The organism is Akkermansia sp. KLE1798 (assembly GCF_001580195.1).
GTDB classification, from domain to species: domain Bacteria; phylum Verrucomicrobiota; class Verrucomicrobiia; order Verrucomicrobiales; family Akkermansiaceae; genus Akkermansia; species Akkermansia biwaensis.
Map to the genome: position 1 here is coordinate 119,454 of NZ_KQ971067.1, position 21,296 is coordinate 140,749.

Consider the following 21,296-nt stretch of genomic DNA (forward strand, 5'->3'; position numbering starts at 1 on the left):
ACAACCATAGAATCAAATTTTTCATGTCCGGTCTAGAGTAATAATTAGTAATTTTGTTCTATTAATGAAAAGAAAAATGGTGGTTTAGTTCAATCTTGCGTTCGTCATGGAATTGATTAGCATGGGCAGAGCGTTTCCTTATTTTCCCTTCTTTTGCTCCCATGTGCGCCGCCTTCCACAACACTGAAAAACGGAAACTGCCCCTTGTCCGCGGCCCTGTGATCAGGCGGGAGTATGGAAACGTCATTTCCAAAATAACTCTCAGCGTGTGGATTGCGGAAGAGGGTCTCGTCAGGGTGGCTTATTTTCCCGGCGCGGTGGCTGAAGATGAGCCGAGTTACGCCGTCAGTCCGGAATACGTGGCGCCAGGCGCGGAAATCCGGGAATATGACGAACCGGGAATTCATGTCATTGAAACGCGCCTGCTGCGGATTCGCGTCCGGACGGAAGAGCAGAAAGTGGATTTTTACGATATTGTCACGGACGAGCCGCTGCTCACGGATGAAAGCGGATTCGGCCGGGAATCCAAGGACTGGACGGGGGATTGCCGCGTGTGGATCCGGAAGCATCTTCAGGACACGGAACACTTCTTCGGCCTGGGGGACAAGCCGTGCGCCCTGAACCTGAGGGGCAAGTATTTCTCCATGTGGGGAGCGGACCATTACGATTTTCACGAGGAGTCCGATCCCCTGTACAAGAGCATCCCCTTTTTTCTCAGCCTCAGGGAAGGGAGGGCCTACGGACTACTGTTCGACAATACGTGCCGCTCCTACTTCGACTTCGGCGCGACGGATGAAACGGTTCTTTCCTTCGGCTCCTTCGGCGGCCTGATGAATTATTACTTCATTTACGACCGCCGTCCCCTGGACATTGTGGCCGCCTACACGCGCCTTACCGGCACGCCGGAACTGCCGCCCCTGTGGGCCCTGGGCTACCACCAGTCCAAATGGAGCTATTACCCGGACAAGGCCGTGTTCAACCTGGTGGAGCGTTTCCGGGACCTGGGCATCCCCTGCGATGCCGTGCACCTGGACCAGCACTACATGAGGAACAAGGAGGGATTCACGTGGGATTTGCAGAATTTCCCGCATCCCGCGGGCATGGTCGGCACGCTGAAGGAGCAGGGAATCAAAACGGTGCTGATCGTGAACCCCGGCGTCAGGATCAACCCGGAACACGCGGTGTGGAGGGAGGGCATGGAACGCAACTATTTCTGCCGCCGTTCGGAGGGCAACCTGCTGTCGGAGGAAGTCTGGCCGGGGCTGTGCAACTTTCCGGACTTCACCTCCCCCGCCGTGCGGGACTGGTGGGCGGAACTGTACAGGAAGGACATTGAGGAAATCGGCGTCTGCGGCCTGTGGAACGACATGAACGAGCCGGTCGTTTTCCCGGACCGCACGTTCCCGATGGATACCCGGCACGAATACGACGGCATGCCCTGCTCCCATGAAAAAGCCCACAATATTTACGGCCAGTGCATGGCGGAAGCCTCCCGGGAGGCGATGAAGCGCCATGCCCCCGGCAGAAGGCCCTTCCTGCTCTCCCGGTCCGGATTTGCGGGATTGCAGCGTTATTCCGCCACCTGGACCGGGGACAACCGCTCCAACTGGGAGCATTTGAAGCTGGCCAACTTTCAGTGCCAGCGCCTTGCCGCCTCCGGCATCTCCTTTGCGGGATCCGACGCAGGGGGCTTTCTGGGCCACCCCACGCCGGAACTGTTCTGCCGCTGGATGCAGATGGCCGCCTTCCACGGCCTGTTCCGCAACCATTCCTCCGGGGAATTCGGCGGCCAGGAACCCTGGATGTTCGGGCTGGAAGCGGCCGGATACGTGAAAGCCGCCATAGAAGGGCGCTACCGTCTCCTTCCCTATATCTATACCCAGTTCCGCCGTTATGCGGAAACGGGCATGCCCGTGCTGCGCTCCCTGGCACTCCAGTGTTTCGAGAACATGGACACCTACTGGCGCGGCGCGGAATTCTTCTTCGGGGACCATCTGTACGTCATCCCCATCCATGAACCGCAGGAAGGGGGCCGTTTTCTCTACATTCCGGAGGGCGTCTGGTATTCCTACCATGACGACAGCCTGATGAAGGAAACCGGGAGGGACGTGTGGGTGAAGTGCCCGCTGGACTTCCTGCCCGTGTATGTCCGCGGCGGGGCGGTGGTGCCGCGCTGGCCCGTCCAGCAGTATGTGGGGGAAATGCCGCGGCCTCCGCTGTCGCTGGACGTCTGGTGGGCTCCGTCCGGGGAAGTGGAATCCCGGTTGTACGAGGATGCCGGAGACGGTTACGGCTACAGGCACGGGGAATGCGCGGAGCACGAATTCCTTTTCCGGGGAGGGCCTTCCTCCCTGGAGCTGTCATGGACCTGCGAGGGGGACCCCTGCGCCTTCCATGAATCCGCGGAAGTGGTGCTGCACGGCCTGTCGGATGCGGTTTTCGTCGCGGCGGCCATAGACGGCATTCCCTGCGGCTCCGTCAGGAGAGACGGCAGGGTATGGAGAATTCCCGTGGAGGGCAAATTTGACCATCTTTCCGTCACTTGGGACCGGGAAAACCCGTTTTCCGCATAATCCGGAAGGAGGGGACAGGATTCAAGGCAGGTGGAAGCTGTGCCTGACCGTCTCCCTTTTCAGCTTCAGTTCCCGCCATTCGTGCGTGAGGGTGGAGGAAGCCACCACGCCTCCTCCCGTGCACAGGGCCAGCCTGCGGCCCTGCCAGTACATGGAGCGGATGCCTACCAGGCAGAAAAAATCCCCGTCCAGCAGCAGGCCAAAGGGCGCGCCGAAATGGGGAGGGCAGCGCAGGCGGGAACGCCAGTCGTCCAGTTGGGCGAGCGTCTCTTCCGTGCGCGGCTGGGAACCCAGCGCGGGCGTGGGATGCAGCAGGCGAATCCAGTGGTCCGGCGGCAGGGGGTGATCCGCCTCCAGCGTCAGGTAGGTGACGAAGTGGATCAGCGTGCCGAGATTCAGCACCCGGCGGGGCGTGCGGCTGACGCTGCCGCAGGGGGACAGGCGGGAGAGGATGCTCCCGGCCACGATTTCATGCTCCCGGATTTCCTTGTCGTCGTTGATGAACACGCCTTCATCCTCCGGCCGCGCCGTGCCAGCCAGGGCCATTGTGGTGAGGCGGCGCCCCTGCTGGTGGAACAGGGTTTCCGGAGACGCTCCGCAGAAGCCCTCCTTCTCCGTCCACCAGGCATAGGGATAATGGAATGGGGAGCTTCCGAAGGCCCTGCGGATGAGTTCCTGCGGAACGTGCGGCGGCTGAAGCTCCCCGAACTGGGGTGTGGCCGGGACGCTCTTGACCAGGCGCCCGGAGGCGATCTGCTCCATTATTTCCGTGAACACCTGAGCATAGGCGTCCGGGGACGGGGCTTCCCAGCGGATTTCCGGAGCGGGGGGCAGTCCGCCCTCCGGCTCGGGGAGGGAATGCAGGGCCGCCGGTATTTTCCAGGGCAGGGGATCGTCCAGCCTGAACGTATTGACGTAAAAGGCGGCTCCGGATTCGGGAGGAACGGCCGATTCCCGAAACGGTCCTTCCCCCAGCAGCAGGCCGGCGGAAGGATGCTTGATGAGGGCTCCGGATGGTGAAAATGGCATTTCCATGAAAAAAGAATATGGGAAGGGCGGGTCGCGTTTCAGCTGGATGCAAATGACCGTCTATTCTTCCGGGCGGTCCTTGTTGTCACGGTTGACGACGGCTTTAAATATGGAAAAAATGCTTTGGGTGCCAAAGACATCCTGAATGACGTCCTTTTGCCACAGGCGGCGCCGGTTCATGTACGTTAAAACTTCGTTGATCTTTTTTTCCGCGTAATTGAATTGGTAGGTCCGTCCGTATATTCCCAGGATATAAGCCTCTTTGAAGGAAAGGCTGTCGGATAACAGGGAAACGTAGTGTTCTCTTTCTTCGCCGGAAAAATTCGCATTTCCAAGGAGCATGTGGGCGAAAGAAAAGAACGATCTTAAAAACGGAGAGATGGAGGCGTCCGCTTGGCGGATGGTATTTTCCTCGGAGAGGGAAAGCTTTTTACAGTTTTGCAGCTTCAGGCCGACGGACTGAACGACGTCGAACAGATGGGAGAACGCTTCATGTCCGGTTTCCAGATGGGGAGACCAGCAATTTCTGTAAAAAGTGATTTGGGTGTTGTTGACCAGATTGTGCAGATGATGCAATTGGTTATAGAAGGAATTCTCAAACATTTGCCTGTTCATGAGGCATTGCTGCTCCGACAATTGCTTGCATTGCGTATATTGAAGCAGAATGGTGATGACCAGGCCGGAAAAAGCCAGCCCCGTGAACAGCGTGCTGGCCAGGATAAACTGGTTGGCAAATTCGGAAATGCTTGTCGGATAAGGCAGATGGGTTATTTGGGGAATGAAATGATGTTCCAGAACAAGTAACAAGATGATGAGAACAGGGGATACGAGCAGGAACCAGATGAGATATTTGCGTTTGATGCAAATATGTTCGGAATCTTTTCCCGCATGAGGGGGAAGGGGGTGATGACTGGATTCGGCTGGTTTCATACTGGTTCGGCGTTGTGTTCCGGAAAATCCGCGGCTTGTTCCTTCAAGGGCCATGCTAATGAATGCTTTTCCGGAATCAATGTTTTTCACCGGGTGCGCAGTGTGCATACGGGAAATGTCATGTCTTTTAGGTTGACGCTGGCGGAGCGGCAAGTAATCTTTAGCGAGCCTTTCCACGATTGCCGCCATGGATGATTCGACGCCTTCAACACTGCCTGCCGGGATTCCCGTAAAGGCCATGCTGGCGGAAGTGCGCAAGCCGCTGGGGCCGGTGTGGTGGTGCGTGTTTCTCGCCAGCGTTCTGCTGGCCGCCTGGGGCGTGGGGTGGAGTTCCTGGCGCATCGCCGCGGAAGGCGTGGGCGTGCTGGGGCTGAACAACAACGTGGTGTGGGGGCTGGACATCGTGCATTTCGTCTTCTGGATAGGGCTGGGGCATGCGGGCACCCTGATTTCCGCCGTGCTGCTGCTGACGCGCCAGTCCTGGAGAAGCCCGATCGCCCGCGGCGCGGAACTGATGACCCTGTGCGCGGTGGTGTGCGCCGCCGTGTTCCCCGTGGTCCACGTGGGGCGCGTCTGGATGGCCTGGATGGCCGGCCCCCTGCCGGAGGTGAGCGGCATCTGGCCGGACATGGCCTCCCCCCTGATGTGGGACGTGATGGCCGTCAGCACGTACTTCCTGCTTTCCCTGACGTACTGGTACATCGGCCTGGTTCCGGACTTCGCCCTGCTGCGCGACTGCTGCACGGGGCGCTTGAAACGCCGTTACGGGCTGCTGGCGCTGGGCTGGCAGGGAACCGGGCGGCAGTGGAGGGCCTATGAGAAGGCCAGCCTGCTGTTCGCCGCCATTCTGACCCCGCTGGTGGTCTCCGTCCATTCCGTGGTGAGCTTTGACTTTTCCGTGACCCAGGTGCCCGGCTGGCACCAGAGCATCTTTCCGCCCTATTTCGTGGGGGGCGCCATTTTGAGCGGCATGGCGATGGTGCAGCTGATTCTGCTGGCGGTGCGGCGGCTGATGGCCGGAAGCGGCGTGCGGGAGGCGATCACGCCCGCCATCCTGAATCTGAGTTCCAAATTCGTGCTGGCCCTGGCCCTGGTGATGGGGGCCATGTACCTGTGGGAGCACATGGCCGTGCTGCTGAACGGGGGCGCTCCGGAATTGTTCCCGGGACGGAATCCGGTGGGCGCCGTTTTCATGGCCGCCATGATCGCCGGGAACGTGGTTCTGCCCCAGTTGTTCTGGTTCCGCTCCCTGCGGACCAATCCGCTCGTCATCGTCGTGGTGGCCCTGGGGGTGCTTGCCGGCATGTGGATGGAGCGGTTATGGATTGTGGTGGATTCCCTGAAGGCGTCCCTGCTGGCGGCCAATGCGGGGGATTACTTTCCCAGCCTGACGGACCTGGCCATGATGGCCGGAAGCGCGGGCCTGTTTACGGCCCTGTACATGATCCTGGTACGCGTTACGCCCTTCTTTTCCCTGTGTGACGTGCGGGAACAACAGTCTCTGGACAGGGAGGGCAGGGCATGAAAAAACGCATCGTATCCGGCTGGGTGCTTTCATTCTCTTCCGAAGAGTCCCTCCTAGAAGCCGTGAAAAAGCTGTTGAAGGAGGAAGGACTGCTCTGGGAAGTCTGCGCGCCTTATCCCTGCGCCGCCGTACGGCTGGCCAACCGCCATGCGGGACGGGCCGTGGGCGCGGGTGTGCGGCTGTGGGCGGTGGCGGGCGGCCTGTGCGGCTTTCTGGCCGTGGCCCTTTGGATTTACTGGACCCAGTTCTGTGCGGACCCCCTGGTGACGCAGGGCCGCGTGCAGGGCTGGGAAAGCTGGCCCGCCTATGTTCCGCCCCTGTTTGAAGGCACCCTGCTGGGCGCCGGAGTGCTGACCGCCCTGGGATTCCTGAAAGGGGCTTTTCTTCCCCAATGGCACGACTGGGCGTTTGACTGCGATTTTTTCAGGACGGATGAGCACGGGGACGGCTATTTTATCCTGCTGGAAGGGGATAACGGAGAACGCGCCGCTGCGCTAGCCGTATCCCTGAATCCCGCGGCTGCCGAATATATTGACGGGGAAGGAGGCCGTTTGTGAAAAGGGCCCTGGCGGTGGTTGCCGTTCTGGCCGTGCTGGCGGCAGGATGGTTCCTGGTTCATGACGACGGAGGCAGGAAAGCCGTTCCCCACCTTTTTGACAACATGAGCGAGCGCCCGCTGACGGACGCGCAGCACGTGGAAGCCGCCTCCACTCCCGCGGGCAGGAAGGTCCGTTTGCTGCCTCCGCGCGCCGTGGCCCAGTCCGTGGGCGGGGCGTATGCCGCGCGGGACAGGGACCTCCGGGACGTTTTCGCCGGGGACGGCTCCTATTTTTCTTCCGGCCGGACGCAGGGCGGAGATGAGGAAGCCATGCCGCTGGAACTGGGCGGCGTTTCCCGGAGCCGGGACGTTCTGGCGGAGGGAAGGGTCTTGTACGCGGCGCACTGCGCCGTCTGCCACGGGCCGGACGGAAGCGGCCGGGGAAACATGGCCGCTTATGAATCCTACCCGCAGATAGGCTCGTTCCGGGATGAAAAGTATGCCTCCTATTCCCCCGGCAGGATGTTCCGGAGCATCCGCCTGGGGCAGGGCAACATGCCGGCCTTCGGCCATGTGCTGAGCGCGCGGGAAATCTGGTGCCTGGTGGCCGTCGTCCGGGAGATGCAGGCCGGCTCCTCCCCCGCAGAAAAAACGGAAAATTAAAGAAAAGACATTACTCATGAACAGGAATGCAGCATCAACCGGGCGGGAGCGCAGGGACAGGGCGGGATTCCGCTGGGCCGGGCGCTCCCTGGCGCTGGCCCTGTGGCTGATCTCCGCGCTTCTCTGGTGCGTGCTGATGCGCCAGTCCTACATCGCGATGCCGTGGGACGACATATCCGCCTTCGGCGTGAAACTTTATGAAATGCGCGGCCCCTTTGCCGCCGCCGGCATGAGCGTGGGGCTGCTGGGCACGGGTATCTGCCTGGGCTGTCTTTTCTGGCTCTGCCTGTCCTGCGTGACGGGGGCCGGATGGGGAATCTCCCTGCGGCGCGTGCTGGCCGCCGGATTGTGGGGGGGCCTTCCCGGCGTACTGACATTGGCGGGGACGGTCGGCTGCCTGACGACGGTAATTTTTCCGGAAGCGGCCCGCTACTGGGGCGTGGCGGATGTTTCATCCCCCGGCGTCCGGGCGTTCAGCGTGATGGACTGGTCCGATCTTTCCTGGTGGAACCCGGCGTGGCTGTACGTGCACATGGGAATACTGGCGGTGCTGGCGTGGAGCATGGCCCAGATATGGGTAACGCTGACTTCCGGGAATTCCGTCTGGAAGCGTTCCTTCCACCGCGGAGCCGCCGCCTTCAGCATGATTGCGGCGGTCCTGGCGCTGGGCATGCTGGGATTTGACGTGCTGGCCGGTCCGGGCGGCGCGGCGCTCTCCATGTTCCCCGTGTACATGATTGCCTGGGTTCTGCTTGCCTCCCTGGCGTTTGCCGTGCTGGCCGCCGTCTGCCTGAGAAGGCTGGAAGGCGGAAAATCCCTTTCATGGACCCGCATGGGCGGCATGCTGATGGCCATGGTGCTGATCAAGGCCTACATCACCTATTCCCAGTACCTCGTTACCTGGTATGCCTCCATTCCCGGGGAAATGACCTTTTACACGGCGGCCCTGTCCGGGTGGTCCGGAGTGCTGGCCGCCGCGCTGGTTCTGGAGTTGCTGGTTCCCTTCCTTGTTCTTCTGTTCCCCGCGCTGCGGCGCAGGCCCTCCGCACTCCTCTCCGTCTGCGCGTGCATCCTGGCCGGTTCCCTGCTGGAAGCCTGCTGGATATTCTGCCCGCGGCTGGGACTGGAATTACATGCGTGGGGAACGTGGACGCCCCTCCTGCTGCTTCTGGCGGTGATGGGAGGCATTGCCGCCGTTTCCATCCTGGGCGCGCTGAGCGTCCGCAACGTATTTCCCCGGTCATGATGAAGAATTCCGCTCCCGCTCCGTCCGCTTCCGGCTTCCACCCGGCAGAGCGCCTGCCGCTCTTCTGGCTGGCGGCGGCCTGCGTGCTGGGCCTGTCATGGTCGCTGGCGTATGCCTTCGGCTTTCTCTTCGGAGAGCCTCTGCCGTGGCCGGCGGGGCGCCTGATGTTCGCCTTTTACGGAATTCTGGTTTATGGATGGGCCCTCCCGGTCCTGTTCTCCCGTATGAACGGCACGGAGGGGAAGTGGGCCCGGCTGGCGGCGTGGTGCTGGCACGGCTGTCTGGTCCTGGGTTTGGCGTCCATTGCGGCCGGAAACGGCAGCGGGCTGCTGCTGATGCCCTTTGACTGGTGGGTCTGTCCTGTTTTTGCCCTCATTGCCGCCGGAATGGCCTGCGCCGTGTGGTCGGGGCCGCTGGTGTGGCCTCTGCGCCTCCTGTTCTGCTCCTGCGCCGGGTGCATGGCCGCGGCCCTTCTGGTGCTGTGGCATACGCGGGCTCTCTCCATGAACGGCCTGCTGGATTCCTCCTCCCTGGAATCCTGCTTTTCCTGGGGGCTTGCCTGTGCGGCGCTGGGCGCCGGCGCGCTCCGGCTGGGGCTGGCGTCCGGCAGGTGGTTCCGCGTCTTGTCCGTCTGGATGGCCCTTGTGCTGGCGGCGGCTCCGCTGATCGGCGGCGTGGCCCGTTTGCAGGGATTTCCCGTGCCGTGGTCGCTTGCGGAGGCTGGCATGGTGTGGTCCTGGTGCGCCGCCGCGGCTGTCGTGCTGGCGGCTCTCCATCTGTGGATGGCCTCCGGAACGGAATCCGGAACATGGCTGAAAACGGGATGCTCCCTGCTGGCCCTGGCGGCGGTCTGGAACGTGTTTGCCGGAAGCATGCCGGAAACGGCGCAGTTTTCCCTGTCCTCCTGGCATGAGGCGGAACTGTGGGCGTTCCTGGGAGCCGGGGTGCTGATGATGGCCGGACGGCCCGCGGAAACCGGAAAACTTTCTCCGGCCTGGTGGATGCTGGCGGCGGGAATTGGCGGCGTGCTGCTGGCTTACGCGGTAGGCGTGGTCGCCTCCGTGGATGTGACGGCTTTTCCCTATGCGAAGCGTGCGGAACTGATGAGTGGCTGGGTGGGCATGGCCGCCTGCGTGCATGCCGTTGCCATGCTTCTGTGCCTGGCGGGGGCCCTGTGGCTGTGGAAGCCGGATTCCGCCGGAAAACCGGATCAAGCCGGAGCCCTCCGCGTTCTTCCGGCTCTGGCGTCCGCCGCTGCCGTCGTTCTCGCGGCTCTCGCGGGTGTCCTGCTGCATGCGCCTTCCCATTCCTCCCTGGAGGTCAAGCGCCCCGCGCAGGATGCGGAAGGAGCCCGGATCTACGCCGCGGAAGGGTGCGCGCTGTGCCATACGCAGATGATCCGCCGTTCCATGTCCGGCAGGGACTGGCAGACGGCGATCGACCGGGGGACGGACCCGGATTTTCCCTACCGCGTCAGCGAACCGGAAGACGCGGATGCCGAATTCAACCGTGAGGGCGCGCCGCAACTGGGAGTGGCCTCCGTCGGGCCGGACTTGAGCAACGCGGCGGAATACGCGGCAGGCAGGCTGGAATATGAAGACGCCGTTTCCAGAAGCACGCGCCGGGCCGCCCAGCCGCGGGAGTGGCTGGCCCTGCATCTCTACAATCCCCGCGAATCCCAGTTCAGGACTCCCTGGAGCGTATGCGCCGCCATGCCCGGCATGTTCGAATACCGCCGGATTCAAGGGAATGCGCCTTCCGCCGGAGCTCTTCCCGTCCTCACGGAGCCGGGGCGGGAGCTGGTGCCCTCTTCCCGCGGACAGCATTTGCTGAACTACCTGTCCTCCCTCAGAAGGCTGGAGCCTGAACAGAAAAGGGACGCGGTGAATTCATCCGCGGGAATGTCCCATATCCATCCGGAATATGCCGCCCATCCTCCCGCAGTGGACATGGAACGCCTGAAAAAGGCGCGCGCCGCCGCCGTGATGGAAAAGGGAAGGAGCGTGTACCTCTCCAAGTGCGCCATTTGCCACGGCAACGACGGCATGGGGGACAAGGTGACGTATCCGCCCCTGGCCGGATCCGAATGGCTGAAGGAAAAGCCTGCCGCGGAAATCGTCAAGATCATTACCGAAGGGCTGACGGGACCGATCACGGTGGCCGGAAAGGAATGGGACTCCACCATGCTTCCTCCGGGCGTCACGGACCCGCGCGACCTGGCGGACCTGCTGACCTTCCTGCGCCGCCACTTCGGCGGAATGGAAGGGGAAACCTACACGCTGGAACAGATGGAGGAGATGCGTTCCGGCAAGTAATCCCGTCAAGGGGAAGGGACTTGTGGAGGTCTCTGCAATCGGCGGCCGGCAGTTTCTTCCTGGAGCAGCGTTCTTACCGCTTCCGGTTCACCGCGTAAAACGGCGTTTTCCAGAGGAGTCCGGCCTTCCTTGTTTCGGATGGAGGGATCGGCCCCGGCATTCAGGAGGGTGGCAAGCTCTTTTTCGTTCCGGTGGTAGTGCAGGGCCGTATTGCCCTGCTTGTCCTGCATGTTGGGATCGGCCCCGTTTTGCAGGCACCATTCCAGAAGTTCCACGGAAAGGGAACGGTTCAGAACGGGAAAGGATGAAAGGTCGGCTCCTTGTTGGCGCACCCATACGAGCAGAATTCCCTGTGTTTTGATATCATCCGGGAGAGGCGCTTCAAGAACGCCTGCCAATGCCGTATTCAGTTCGTTCCTGTCTGCGTGGTAATTTCCGGAATTAATGCGGCGCAGGGATTCGGCAAGGGCAGTGTGAGTGCCACCCGTCCGGGTATGGAACATTTCAATTCTCCGGGCGATTTGAGGGTCCCTCGGTCTCCTTTCATATTCCCGCCACCAGCCGATCCCCTCAATAAATAGAGCCAGCAGAATTCCCGCAGCCACCCATTTTCTGGCCCGGAAAGTTTTCTGAACAGGCAGGGGATAGGAATCCGTTTTGGGAATCATTCTGTCTTGATGCCATTTTTTTCACGGTTTGTCCACCCATCAAAAAGGGCCATTCTTCCCGCTGGAAGAACGGCCCCGGTTGAGATGGATAATACCGCGTTCAGCTCAGGGCTTCCACCAGCCTGTCTCCGAAGGCGGAGCAGGAGAGTTCCGTGGAGCCGGGAATCATTTCCGCAAGGTCGAAGGTGACGGTTTTTCCGGAAATGGTTTGGTCAATGGCCTGGATGAGCAGGTCCGCGGCTTCCGTCCAGCCCATGTAGCGCAGCATCATTTCCGCGGACAGGATGACGGAGCTGGGATTGGCCTTGTTCAGTCCCGCCAGTTTGGGGCCCGTGCCGTGGGTGGCTTCAAAGATGGAATGCCCGGTGAGGTAGTTGATGTTTCCGCCGGGGGCGATGCCGATGCCGCCCACCTGTGCGGCGAGCGCGTCGGAGATGTAGTCCCCGTTCAGGTTGAGCGTGGCCACGACGTCGAAGTTTTCCGGATGGAGCAGGATTTCCTGAAGGAAGGCGTCCGCAATGCAGTCCTTGATCACGATGCCGTTGGGAAGGCGGAGCCAGGGGCCGTCCCCGATGGGCTGGGCGCCGTATTCCCGGCGCGCCAGGTCGTAGCCCCAGTCGCGGAAGCCTCCTTCCGTGAATTTCATGATGTTGCCCTTGTGCACCAGCGTGACGCTTTCCCGGCCATTTTCCACGGCGTAGTCGATGGCGGCGCGCACCAGGCGCTCCGTCCCTTCCCGCGACACGGGCTTGATGCCGAAGCCGGAGCTTTCCGGGAAGCGGACCTTTTTCATGCGGTCCGGGAAGACGCGGCTCATGGTTTCAAAGAACAGCCTGGCGTCCTCGGAGCCTTCCTTGAATTCGATTCCGGCATAGATGTCTTCCGTGTTTTCCCGGAAAACGACCATGTCCACCTTTTCCGGGGCCTTCACGGGCGTTTCAATGCCGTTGAAGTAGCGCACGGGGCGCAGGCAGACGAACAGGTCCAGGTCCTGGCGCAGGGTCACGTTCAGGCTACGGATGCCGCCGCCCACCGGAGTGGTGAGGGGGCCCTTGATGCCGACCAGGTAGGTGCGGAACGCCTCCACCGTTTCATCGGGGAGCCAGGTGCCCAGGTTGTCAAAGGATTTTTGTCCGGCGAAAACTTCATACCACGCTATGGAGCGCTTCCCCTGGTAGGCCTTGTTCACGGCCGCGTCAATGACGCGGGAGGCGGCCGCCCAGATTTCCGGGCCCGTTCCGTCACCGATGATGAAGGGGATGATGGGCCTGTCCGGCACGCAAAGCCTGCCGTTCTGCATGGTGACGGCCGCGCCGTCTGCGGGAGGGGTGAATGTTAAGTTGGCCATGACGTGCGTTCCTTTATAGGACGCGGCGCGCTTTGGCAAGATAAAAGAACGGCGCTTCCGGGCGTCCGCGCCTTTTCCGGAGGTCAGAACCAGCCGTCCTTTCCCGCGCTTTCCCGGGAATCCTGCGCTCTTTCCCGCAGGCGGCGCAGGAAGTTTTCTTCCGCCTGCCGCTTCAAGTCGCTTTCCATGATGTGTTTTCTGGCCGCCTCGTTGAGCTGGTTGACGGCAATGGCCGTGTCCCGGTGGGTGAGCTTGTTCCAGAGGCCCGCGTCATCCCGAACCACGCGGAGAGAACCTTCGATCATCTCGCAGGAGACCAGTTTGCCGTGCAGGCCCTCCGCGGTGACGGGGCCTTTTCCCGCCGGGGGAATGATGATCCGGAGCGGCTCCGGGCCGTCAAGGTCAACGCCGCCGTGTGCCCGGTAGGCGGCTTTCAGGACCAGCGTTTTTTTGCTCCACCACCACGTGGTGGAATACTGGTATTCATATTCGAACGTCCGTTCCACCGTCACCAGGTTGGCCACCTTTTTGTCATTTTGGACAATGAGGGTCAGGCCGCCGTGGTCGGAGGAGAATCCCTTGTTGATGAGGGTCAGGCCCACTTCCTTTCCGGCCTCGATCAGTTTTTCGGCCACTTCCATGGGTTTTTCCACCGGAGCGGTGATGCAGGAGCGGATGCCCCAGAACAGCACGGCCAGTATTCCGGCAAGAACGGCGCCCCTGGCTATGACGATGGCCAGGGGGGAGTGGAGAAAGGATGAATGGGGAGGACGCATGAGAGAGGTTTCCGGGTATGCGGATGCGGCGGTTTGCCGGAAAAGTCAGGGTTCCGGGTCCTCATGGGAGCCGTCCTTCCTGATGGGGGGCAGGAACATGGCCAGGAAGGCGAAGGCGATGACGGTCAGGTCGTCCAGCTGGCCCACTCCGGGAATGAAATCGGGAATCAGGTCAATGGGGGAAAAGGCGTAGGCCGCCGTCAGCAGGAGGAGCACCAGCTTCCGTTTGGTGAAAAGCCGCGGTTCTCCCTCCCGGCTGCGGAAGTAGTTGATGGCCCGGATCAGCAATTGCTGATGAGGGGTGTTGGGAGGGGTGGGAAGTTTGTTTTTCATGTGATTGCATAAGAAAAGGTTTAACGGAACGGAAGGGTTGCCGTCCGCTGGGGATAACAGGAAGGAAAGACGGGAGCCGGAGAGAAGTCCGGCAATGGCGGCGGCTGCGGCCCGGGCCCCCTGAAAATTCGTTCGGGGGGATGCGCAGGGCAGGGACCGCCTGGAGTCGTCCCTGATAGGGGGCTTGTTTTTCATGAGGGGTATGATGATGGAATTATCACACGCGCAACAGCCTGCGTCCAGAGCAATTATCTTGATGCCGGACTGCCCGTGTGCTGTAATGGATGCATGAGACATGCCCTGTTTACCCTGATTACGTTGTGCGCACTCTCCCTCTTTCCCGTATGCCCGGCTCATGACGCAGGGCATGGCGGAGACGGGGCGCAGCAGAAGGCCGGGTTTCCGGAGAAAAAGGAGCTGGACGGGAAGGTTCCCGCCGGGTTTCAGGGAGAATGCGTCCGGGAGAAGGGAGTCTGGATGGTCCGTATTGGCAAGCTGAATAATCATCAGATGGACGAGGCCGTCATGGCCGGATTGGGGGAAGATCATCCGGGTTTTTCTCCCGCAGAAGGTAAAAAGTGTGCGGGAATAGTTCCCGTTTCCATCCCGAAGGGGGCGGAATCCGACCCGGGAAAGTGGATGGTGTCCGGAAAAAGGGCTTATGCGGTCCAAGAAGATACGCCCGAATATGTTGCGCGTCTGAACGACCTTGTTCTGGAGTATTACGGCCGGGAGATCATGGATGGAATGAAGCGTTACATCGACATTCTTGACCGGATGGGGGACATGGAAAAATTAGAGTCCCTGAGTGAGGAACTGGTTTCCTGCGGCGGGGAACTGGCCCAGTGGGTACTGGTGGAGTCAAGCGTGGGGATGGACGTTCAGTTTGAATATATTCAACGGCACCAGGAACTGGTGGAACAGTACGGGGCTCTGGAAAGTCAAATGAAGGAGGCGCTCCGCAGATGGCAGGACAGGTTCGGGGTGGACGTGATGACGGTGGTGGATATCGTTATGGGAGAGCGTAAAGTCTGTTTCTGGGGAATTCCCGTTTCATTTTCCGCCGACGTGTTTGAGGAATATTGTCGTCCGGTAGAGTGATTGAGGCAAGGGGAGCCGGGTATCGGGAATCAGTAAAAGGCGTTTTCCGGCGGCATGCCCGGCGGAGTCTTTTCCGAGCTCCCCGGAAAAGGCAAGGAGCTTCCTTTGTCTTCTCCATTTTTCCAGTTAAAAAGTGTTTCCGGCGGCTCTGTGAACCCTGGGCGGCAGGGCGGCATTGACACGGGCGGGGGGAGCCGTTACTCTCCTGCCGCATATAATGATCAGTTTTACGAATATCAGCGGGGCCGAAGAGATCGGGGCCAATTGTTATCTGCTTGAAATGGACGGCACCCGGGTGGTGCTTGACAGCGGGATGCACCCCAAGAGGGAGGGGATGGCGGCCATGCCGGAGTTTGACGTTCTGGAACCCAATTCCGTGGAGGCCGTTTTCCTGAGCCATTCCCATCTGGACCATCTGGGCACCTTGCCCGTACTGCAGGAGAAGCAGCCCGCGGCGGAGGTATTCATGACGCCCGCCGCCGCCGCTCTGTCCGAGGTGATGCTGCATAATTCCGTAAACGTGATGAGCGCCAAGAGGCTGGACCTGGGCATCGTGGAGTATCCCTTTTTCACCCATGCGGACCTGGACCGGCTGTGCGACTCCTGGAATGCCAAGTCCTGCAACGAGGTGTTCCGCGTGGGCTTCCGCCAGAATCTGCTGGCCACCTTTTACGATGCCGGGCACATTTTGGGGTCCGCCGGGGTGATGCTGGAGAGCGAGTCCGGCCATACGGTGTTTTATACCGGAGACGTGCAGTTTGAGAACCAGAGCATGATTCCGGGAGCGGATTTCCCCGAATCCGGCGTAGATACGCTGATTATGGAATGCACGCGCGGCGGCTTCCAGCGCAGCGCCCATTATTCCCGGCCTGAGGAAATGGTGCGGTTCGGGCAGGCCATTGCGGATACGCTGGAACGCGGGGGCGCGGTCCTGATCCCCGTATTCGCCATCGGCAAAAGCCAGGAAATGCTGTTCAACATCCACCGTTTCAAGCAGCAGGGCGTGATTCCGGCCAATACGCCCGTGTACTTCGGCGGCCTGAGCGCGAAGGTGTCTTTATTATATGACCGTTTTTCCGGGCTGACCCGGCGGCACGACCACGATTTCAAGCTCAAGGAGGAGATTCAGACCGTGCCGCTTCCGCGCAAGGGGAAGGCTCCGCTGGTCTGCACTCCCGGTAACATTTACGTGGTTTCCAGCGGCATGATGACGGAGAAGACGCTCTCCAACGTGATGGCGGAGCAGGTGCTTCCCCATGAGAAGAACGCCATTCTTTTCGTAGGGTATGCCGACCCCGATTCCCCCGCGGGCCAGCTGAAGACCACCCCGCACGGCGAACTGGTCAAGATGAGGCCGAACGGGCAGCCGGTGCGCCGGAAATGCACGATTGACTGCTTTGATTTTTCCGGCCACGCCACCCGCGATTCCCTGGTGGATTACGCCGTGAAGCTGAAGCCCAAACAGGTGATTCTGGTGCACGGGGACCCGGACGCCGTGGAATGGATGCACGACACGCTGGCTTCCCGCATGCCGGATGCCGAGATCATCGCCCCCGTTCCGGGGAAACGCTATACGTTCGACTCATGAGCTTCACCGGACAGAGAAAAGGCAGGCTGATCGTCTTTGAAGGCATTGACGGGACGGGGAAGTCCACCCACATCGGCCATTTGAGAAAGTATCTGGAAGACAGGGGGGTGGAAGTCGTGCAGAGTTTTGAACCCACGCGCGGCCCATGGGGCCGGATGCTCCGGGATTCCGCCGTGACGGGCCGCCTGTCCGTGCGGGAGGAGGTGGACCTGTTCCTGAAGGACAGGCGCGAGCACGTGGAAACGCTGATTGCCCCGGCGCTGGCCCGCGGCGCGTGGGTGCTGCTGGACCGCTATTACCTTTCCATGATGGCCTACCAGGGCGCACGCGGGGTGGACCCTGCCGCCATCCGCGCCGCCAATGAAGAATTCGCGCCCGTGCCGGATGCCGTGGTCTGGCTGGATATTCCCGTTTCCGTGGCCCTGGAGCGCATCGGTAGCCGCGGGGAACGCGACGCCTTTGAAACGGAGGCCGGGCTGACCGCCTGCCGCAACGTCTTTGCCTCCGTTCATGAACCCTGGATGCTCCGCGTGGATGCGGACGCCGGACAGGAGGAGGTGGCGCGGAGAGTCCGGGAGGCCCTGCGGGAGCTTTTGCCGGAAAATACGGCGGAATAAGGATTGAGGGCCGGACCGGGTATCACCGCTAGAGTCCGGATATTTTCCTCTGGCTTCTCTGCCCCTTGATTTTTGATGACCGGGCTTATTGGTCCGCGTAAACCGTCGGATCCGGGATTCCGGCTTCCCGGAAGGCTTCCCGGCGTTCCAGGCAGGTGGAACAGGCGCCGCAGTGGATGCGGCCTCCCTTGTAGCAGGAATAGGTTCTGGAGAAGTCCACGCCCAGTTCATGGCCTGTCCGGACGATGCCCCCCTTGGAGGTGTGGATGAAGGGGCGCAGGATGCCCAGCCCGGCATAAGTCCCCAGCCGGATGGCGTCCGTCATGGCGGCCATGAATTCCTCCCGGCAGTCCGGGTAGATGCTGTGGTCCCCGGAATGGGCGGCAATGACGAGCTGCTGCGCGCCGTGGCTTTCCGCAATGCCCGCCGCCATGGACAGGAAGATGCCGTTGCGGAAGGGAACGACGGTCTGTTTCATCAGCTCCGTGTCGTATTTTCCGTCCGGAATGTCATCCGCGCCGGAAAGAAGGGCGGATTTCAGATGGGCGGCAATGGGGGTGATGTCGATGATGCGGTGTTCCACGCCTAGGCTGGCCGCCTGCCACGCGGCGCATTCCAGTTCCCGCGCGGCGTGGTTGGAGGCGTAGTCAAAGCTGAGGGCCAGCTTCACGTGGTGGTTTTTGTGCGCCCAGTGCAGGGCCGCGCTGGAGTCCAGGCCCCCGCTGAGCAGGACGGCGGTTTCCATTCTTTCCATGGCGGTTTTTAAGGGTTACAGGGGGCGGTTTTCCGGGTTGTGTTCGGCCATGGCGGTGAGCTGGATGCCGCCGCGGGGGGAGAACCTGCCCTCTACCTTCAGCCAGCGGGGGGAGATGGCCGCCACGAGGTCGTCCGTGATGCGGTTGACGATTTGTTCGTTGAAGGCGGGATAGTTGCGGTAGGAAGCCAGGTAGTACTTGAGGGACTTGGTTTCCACGCAGTGTCCGTCCGGCACGTAGGTGATCGTCAGGTGGCAGGAATCCGGCTGGCCGGTGACGGGACAGAGGGAGGAAAATTCGTGCGTGTCCAGCGTGATGGTGTAGGGGCGGGTGCCGTGGTTGGGGAAGGATTCCAGCTTGGCGTCGTCCGGGCTGGTGAAGAAGGAGCTTTGGGAACCGAGAAGGGTCAGATTGTCAGACATGGTTGGTTGATATGGTGGAATGATGAAGGGGCGGGAAGATCATTCTTCCCGTGGGGAAGCGTTGGGTTCTTCCCCAGGCTGCCTGCCGGGGAATTCTTTCACGTACAGGTCCTGCTGGGGGAAGGGGATGGAGATGCCGTGCTCGTTGAACGCATTATAGATGCGTTCCCGCACCGTGGAAAGGCTGGAGGATTTCGTCATGACGGGAATCCATACCCATACGCCCAGGTTCACGGAGCTGTCTCCGAAGCTGTCCAGCACCACGCTGGTTTTCTTGATCTTGGAGAGGAAGGACAGGGAGGCGAGCGTTTCCAGAATGATGCCGCGCGCCTTTTCCACGTCCGTTCCGTAGGAGATGCCCACCTCCACCTTCACGCATTCGAATTTGTGGTTGCGGGTCATGTTCCGGAAGTTTTTGTTGAAGAGCTGGGAGTTCTGGAAGGCGATGATGGAGCCGTCCAGCGTTTCGATCATCGTGGAACGGTACCCCAGGGAGGAGACGCGCCCCCGGTAGCCGTCGCATTCGATCATGTCTCCCTGCCGCAGGCGCCCCAGCATCAGGGAGAGGCCGCTGATGATGTTTTCAATGGTGTCTTTCAGGGCGAAGCCTATCCCCATGCTCAAGCCGCCCATGACCATCAGGATGCCGTTGTAGTTGGCATTCATGATGACCAGGGCCGTGAAGACGAACAGCCCCCACAGGAACAGGGTGGAGAGCGTGACGAAGGTGGGGATGGTGCCTACTTCATAGTTTTCCCCGTAGATTTCCCGGAGCGTGTTTTTTCCCAGGAAAATGAGGTAGTTGAGCACGATGGCGATCAGGATGACCAGGATGACGTGGCTCCAGCTGAAGGTGATGAGGTCCTTGATTTCCGTAGTAGTGTAAATCTTGCTGATGATGAGGTCGCCCATGTCGAAGGTGGCGGCGGGCCAGATCAGGCTGAACAGGATGAGGAAGATGGCCAGGCAGGGCAGGACGAGCTTGGAGATGAAGGGGCGGAACCAGACGATTTCCTTTTTGTTCCGCTCCTTCCGGCGTTTTTCATAATGGTGCAGCAGGTCCCACAGGCCCACTAGGAGAAGGATGCTGGTCATCAGCATGATCCAGGTCATCAGCACCAGGAAGGCCATGAAGCTGAAGCCCGCCCAGCACAGGATGCTGCCCAGGATGGTGAGTACCAGGGAAATGGTGGCGAAAAAGCGGTCCAGACGGGGCAGCCTGTGCCGCTGCCGCACCCAGGTCAGCAGGGAGAAAAGGGAAACCAGGGTGAACAGGACGGGCATGGAGACGTTCACCACGATGTTGGGGGCCATGAACATGCGCAGCAGCATGAAGAAGCCGCCCAGCAGGAGATAGGGCATGTAGATGCGTATTCCCGCGTTGATGGTGCCGTATTTCAGGCGCGTGACCAGGGAAAAAAGGATGGCGCTGGTCAGCAGAAGGAATTCGGCTCCCAGGGAAGCCGCGCTTTTCAGCAGGTAGTCCGTGCTCTGCATTTCTGAAATGATGAGCAGCACGGCTATCAGGAGGATGGTGGTGACATTGGTGAATGCGTGGCGCTTGTCGTAGTTCCCCGATTTTTCCAGCATCTTTTTGAAGCCCCAGCATACAATGGCGCGGGAGAGTAAGTAGGCGCACAGGAGCATGCCCAGCAGGACCATTCCATAATGCTGGAGGGTCCCGCGGTCGGAAGGGAGCTGAAGCTTGCTGTCCGCGGAAGATTCCCACGCGGACATGCATGCCCGGTAGATCATGCCGGGATTCAGGAAAATGTACCTGGCAATGTGTGAGGGCGTGTAGAATACCTTGCTGAACAACGTATTGAACAGTTTGTTGCTTTCGGCGTTCAGGGCGTTGACCTTGTTGCCCAGATTGTTGAACAGTTCCTTGAGACAGGCTAGCTGCTCCTTTTCCTTCTCCAGTTTTTCCAGCAGGGAATGGCAGGTGGTCAGGGCTTCGTCCCGCTGGACCATGGAGGTTTCCGACAGGCCGTCCGTGTTGACTTCCTCCAGGGATTGAATCAGTTTTTGAATGCGGGCCATTTCTTCCCCCACCCGTGCTTCCTGCCCCTGGAAATCGGGCCTGCGTTCATAGTAGAGCTTCACCAGCCTCGTTGCGGCCTTGCAGTAAAAGGCCATGGTGAAAATCTTCTGGTCGTCCAGCGCATAGAGCACGGCGGACATTTCATACACCCTGGTGTCAAAAAAGCTGTAGGTCTTATCCGCTTCCGTCACCAGGCTTTCGCGGATGGCTATTCTTTTCTCCACGTTCTTTTGCAGAATGGAGATTTCATGGCACAGCGCCAGGATGACGACGTCCATTTCCGTCGCATTCTCCGCGGTCAGTTCCTCCCCGGCTTCCTGGGACTGGGCCGCGTCCGGGACGGGAGCCGCGTTTTCCGGAGGCTGCTGGGCGAGCGTCTGACCTGCGGCCAGAAAACCGGCCAGCACGAATGAGGCGGAACGGCGGAAAAATGACCGGTAATCAGGCATGCTCATGAATGTGTCATTTCTAGGGGGTGCGGGCTTCATGGTCAAGGGTTATATTCCCGCCTTTTCCATTCGGGCAGGTACCTTCCGCTGCTGGCGTGGCGGGAATCCGCGGACTGGAGATGGAATAGCAAGGAGTTTTTGGAATATGTTTTTGCGGTTTTATCCCCCGTCCGGTGCAGAAGGACGGCTGTCCTCCGGAAATTTGTTGTGGACGCCTGTCGATATAATGTTTAGTTTAACGTAAAATATCCTTGGCTTTTTTTTATTTATAAGATAAAGTTCTCCGGACGGTAGTATTTGTTTTATTCGAAATTTTGATGATTCAGATCCCGGATTTTCGGGAGCGCATTTAAGAGAATTCAGGTCGGCCGTCAAC

Annotated in this window: 17 protein-coding genes and 1 pseudogene; 9 read left to right on the plus strand and 9 right to left on the minus strand. The window is 60.4% G+C overall.

The window, feature by feature from the left end; genetic code table 11:
- The first annotated feature begins 161 nt into the window (after window positions 1–161).
- Window positions 162–2,573 (plus strand): glycoside hydrolase family 31 protein, encoded by a 2,412-nt coding sequence (locus HMPREF3039_RS01320; RefSeq protein WP_067573481.1) that lies wholly within the window; start codon window positions 162–164, stop codon window positions 2,571–2,573.
- Between the two features lie 21 nt (window positions 2,574–2,594).
- Here HMPREF3039_RS01320 and HMPREF3039_RS01325 read toward each other — a convergent pair whose 3' ends face one another.
- Window positions 2,595–3,602, minus strand: coding sequence for a chorismate-binding protein (locus HMPREF3039_RS01325; protein ID WP_167506758.1), 1,008 nt, complete (start codon window positions 3,600–3,602; stop codon window positions 2,595–2,597).
- A gap of 60 nt (window positions 3,603–3,662) precedes the next feature.
- A complete protein-coding gene (locus HMPREF3039_RS01330; RefSeq protein ID WP_147549748.1) occupies window positions 3,663–4,532 on the minus strand; it encodes a hypothetical protein in 870 nt (289 codons plus the stop codon).
- 187 nt (window positions 4,533–4,719) lie between these two features.
- On the opposite strand from HMPREF3039_RS01330, the gene nrfD reads away from it, so the two are divergent.
- From nrfD to HMPREF3039_RS01355, 5 genes are read left to right on the plus strand one after another with little or no spacing between them, the layout of a single operon-like run.
- Window positions 4,720–6,057, plus strand: a complete 1,338-nt coding sequence (gene nrfD / locus HMPREF3039_RS01335) for an NrfD/PsrC family molybdoenzyme membrane anchor subunit (protein WP_067573475.1) — start codon at window positions 4,720–4,722, stop codon at window positions 6,055–6,057.
- Complete coding sequence (locus HMPREF3039_RS01340) at window positions 6,054–6,614, plus strand: quinol:electron acceptor oxidoreductase subunit ActD (RefSeq protein WP_067573474.1); 561 nt, start codon at window positions 6,054–6,056, stop codon at window positions 6,612–6,614. Before nrfD ends, HMPREF3039_RS01340 begins: the two co-directional genes overlap by 4 nt.
- A complete protein-coding gene (locus tag HMPREF3039_RS01345) occupies window positions 6,611–7,258 on the plus strand; it encodes a c-type cytochrome (protein ID WP_067573472.1) in 648 nt (215 codons plus the stop codon). Before HMPREF3039_RS01340 ends, HMPREF3039_RS01345 begins: the two co-directional genes overlap by 4 nt.
- A gap of 16 nt (window positions 7,259–7,274) precedes the next feature.
- On the plus strand, window positions 7,275–8,504 hold the full coding sequence (locus HMPREF3039_RS13995; RefSeq protein ID WP_067573470.1) for a hypothetical protein: 1,230 nt from the start codon (window positions 7,275–7,277) through the stop codon (window positions 8,502–8,504).
- On the plus strand, window positions 8,501–10,819 hold the full coding sequence (locus tag HMPREF3039_RS01355; RefSeq protein ID WP_067573468.1) for a cytochrome c: 2,319 nt from the start codon (window positions 8,501–8,503) through the stop codon (window positions 10,817–10,819). Before HMPREF3039_RS13995 ends, HMPREF3039_RS01355 begins: the two co-directional genes overlap by 4 nt.
- A gap of 5 nt (window positions 10,820–10,824) precedes the next feature.
- Here HMPREF3039_RS01355 and HMPREF3039_RS01360 read toward each other — a convergent pair whose 3' ends face one another.
- The 4 genes and pseudogenes from HMPREF3039_RS01360 to HMPREF3039_RS14250 all read right to left on the minus strand — a co-directional run.
- Window positions 10,825–11,487 (minus strand): ankyrin repeat domain-containing protein, encoded by a 663-nt coding sequence (locus tag HMPREF3039_RS01360; protein ID WP_067573466.1) that lies wholly within the window; start codon window positions 11,485–11,487, stop codon window positions 10,825–10,827.
- Between the two features lie 100 nt (window positions 11,488–11,587).
- A complete protein-coding gene (gene icd, locus HMPREF3039_RS01365; RefSeq protein ID WP_067573464.1) occupies window positions 11,588–12,835 on the minus strand; it encodes an NADP-dependent isocitrate dehydrogenase in 1,248 nt (415 codons plus the stop codon).
- An 83-nt stretch (window positions 12,836–12,918) separates the two neighbouring features.
- Entirely contained in the window at window positions 12,919–13,611 is a 693-nt protein-coding gene (locus tag HMPREF3039_RS01370) for a DUF4230 domain-containing protein (protein WP_067573462.1), read from the minus strand.
- 117 nt (window positions 13,612–13,728) lie between these two features.
- A pseudogene (locus tag HMPREF3039_RS14250) lies at window positions 13,729–13,827 on the minus strand (DUF1232 domain-containing protein); the annotation flags it as partial.
- 405 nt (window positions 13,828–14,232) lie between these two features.
- Between HMPREF3039_RS14250 and HMPREF3039_RS01380 the strand changes: the two are divergent.
- The 3 genes from HMPREF3039_RS01380 (at window position 14,233) to tmk (ending at window position 17,250) form a co-directional block, all read left to right on the plus strand.
- On the plus strand, window positions 14,233–15,045 hold the full coding sequence (locus HMPREF3039_RS01380; RefSeq protein WP_067573458.1) for a hypothetical protein: 813 nt from the start codon (window positions 14,233–14,235) through the stop codon (window positions 15,043–15,045).
- A gap of 217 nt (window positions 15,046–15,262) precedes the next feature.
- Window positions 15,263–16,633: an MBL fold metallo-hydrolase gene (locus HMPREF3039_RS01385; protein WP_067951856.1), complete on the plus strand. Its 1,371-nt coding sequence runs from the start codon at window positions 15,263–15,265 to the stop codon at window positions 16,631–16,633.
- The gene (gene tmk / locus HMPREF3039_RS01390) at window positions 16,630–17,250 is read left to right on the plus strand and encodes a dTMP kinase (RefSeq protein ID WP_067573457.1); all 621 of its coding nucleotides are present in this window, start codon (window positions 16,630–16,632) and stop codon (window positions 17,248–17,250) included. Before HMPREF3039_RS01385 ends, tmk begins: the two co-directional genes overlap by 4 nt.
- A gap of 85 nt (window positions 17,251–17,335) precedes the next feature.
- Here the strand turns inward: tmk and queC are convergent, their stop codons facing one another.
- From queC to HMPREF3039_RS01405, 3 genes are read right to left on the minus strand one after another with little or no spacing between them, the layout of a single operon-like run.
- Window positions 17,336–18,004: a 7-cyano-7-deazaguanine synthase QueC gene (gene queC / locus HMPREF3039_RS01395; protein WP_082770142.1), complete on the minus strand. Its 669-nt coding sequence runs from the start codon at window positions 18,002–18,004 to the stop codon at window positions 17,336–17,338.
- Between the two features lie 15 nt (window positions 18,005–18,019).
- Window positions 18,020–18,427: a preQ(1) synthase gene (gene queF / locus HMPREF3039_RS01400; protein ID WP_067573455.1), complete on the minus strand. Its 408-nt coding sequence runs from the start codon at window positions 18,425–18,427 to the stop codon at window positions 18,020–18,022.
- 39 nt (window positions 18,428–18,466) lie between these two features.
- Complete coding sequence (locus tag HMPREF3039_RS01405) at window positions 18,467–20,926, minus strand: mechanosensitive ion channel family protein (RefSeq protein WP_067982203.1); 2,460 nt, start codon at window positions 20,924–20,926, stop codon at window positions 18,467–18,469.
- Window positions 20,927–21,296: the final 370 nt, after the last annotated feature.

What these genes read in the sequence shown, in the direction of transcription:
- HMPREF3039_RS01320 (WP_067573481.1), top strand. Translation starts at nt 162, where the DNA reads ATGTGCGCCGCCTTCCACAACACTGAAAAACGGAAACTGCCCCTTGTC.
- HMPREF3039_RS01325 (WP_167506758.1), bottom strand. Translation starts at nt 3,602, where the DNA reads ATGCCATTTTCACCATCCGGAGCCCTCATCAAGCATCCTTCCGCCGGC.
- HMPREF3039_RS01330 (WP_147549748.1), bottom strand. Translation starts at nt 4,532, where the DNA reads ATGAAACCAGCCGAATCCAGTCATCACCCCCTTCCCCCTCATGCGGGA.
- nrfD (WP_067573475.1), top strand. Translation starts at nt 4,720, where the DNA reads ATGGATGATTCGACGCCTTCAACACTGCCTGCCGGGATTCCCGTAAAG.
- HMPREF3039_RS01340 (WP_067573474.1), top strand. Translation starts at nt 6,054, where the DNA reads ATGAAAAAACGCATCGTATCCGGCTGGGTGCTTTCATTCTCTTCCGAA.
- HMPREF3039_RS13995 (WP_067573470.1), top strand. Translation starts at nt 7,275, where the DNA reads ATGAACAGGAATGCAGCATCAACCGGGCGGGAGCGCAGGGACAGGGCG.
- HMPREF3039_RS01355 (WP_067573468.1), top strand. Translation starts at nt 8,501, where the DNA reads ATGATGAAGAATTCCGCTCCCGCTCCGTCCGCTTCCGGCTTCCACCCG.
- HMPREF3039_RS01360 (WP_067573466.1), bottom strand. Translation starts at nt 11,487, where the DNA reads ATGATTCCCAAAACGGATTCCTATCCCCTGCCTGTTCAGAAAACTTTC.
- icd (WP_067573464.1), bottom strand. Translation starts at nt 12,835, where the DNA reads ATGGCCAACTTAACATTCACCCCTCCCGCAGACGGCGCGGCCGTCACC.
- HMPREF3039_RS01370 (WP_067573462.1), bottom strand. Translation starts at nt 13,611, where the DNA reads ATGCGTCCTCCCCATTCATCCTTTCTCCACTCCCCCCTGGCCATCGTC.
- HMPREF3039_RS01380 (WP_067573458.1), top strand. Translation starts at nt 14,233, where the DNA reads ATGAGACATGCCCTGTTTACCCTGATTACGTTGTGCGCACTCTCCCTC.
- HMPREF3039_RS01385 (WP_067951856.1), top strand. Translation starts at nt 15,263, where the DNA reads ATGATCAGTTTTACGAATATCAGCGGGGCCGAAGAGATCGGGGCCAAT.
- tmk (WP_067573457.1), top strand. Translation starts at nt 16,630, where the DNA reads ATGAGCTTCACCGGACAGAGAAAAGGCAGGCTGATCGTCTTTGAAGGC.
- queC (WP_082770142.1), bottom strand. Translation starts at nt 18,004, where the DNA reads ATGGAAAGAATGGAAACCGCCGTCCTGCTCAGCGGGGGCCTGGACTCC.
- queF (WP_067573455.1), bottom strand. Translation starts at nt 18,427, where the DNA reads ATGTCTGACAATCTGACCCTTCTCGGTTCCCAAAGCTCCTTCTTCACC.
- HMPREF3039_RS01405 (WP_067982203.1), bottom strand. Translation starts at nt 20,926, where the DNA reads ATGAGCATGCCTGATTACCGGTCATTTTTCCGCCGTTCCGCCTCATTC.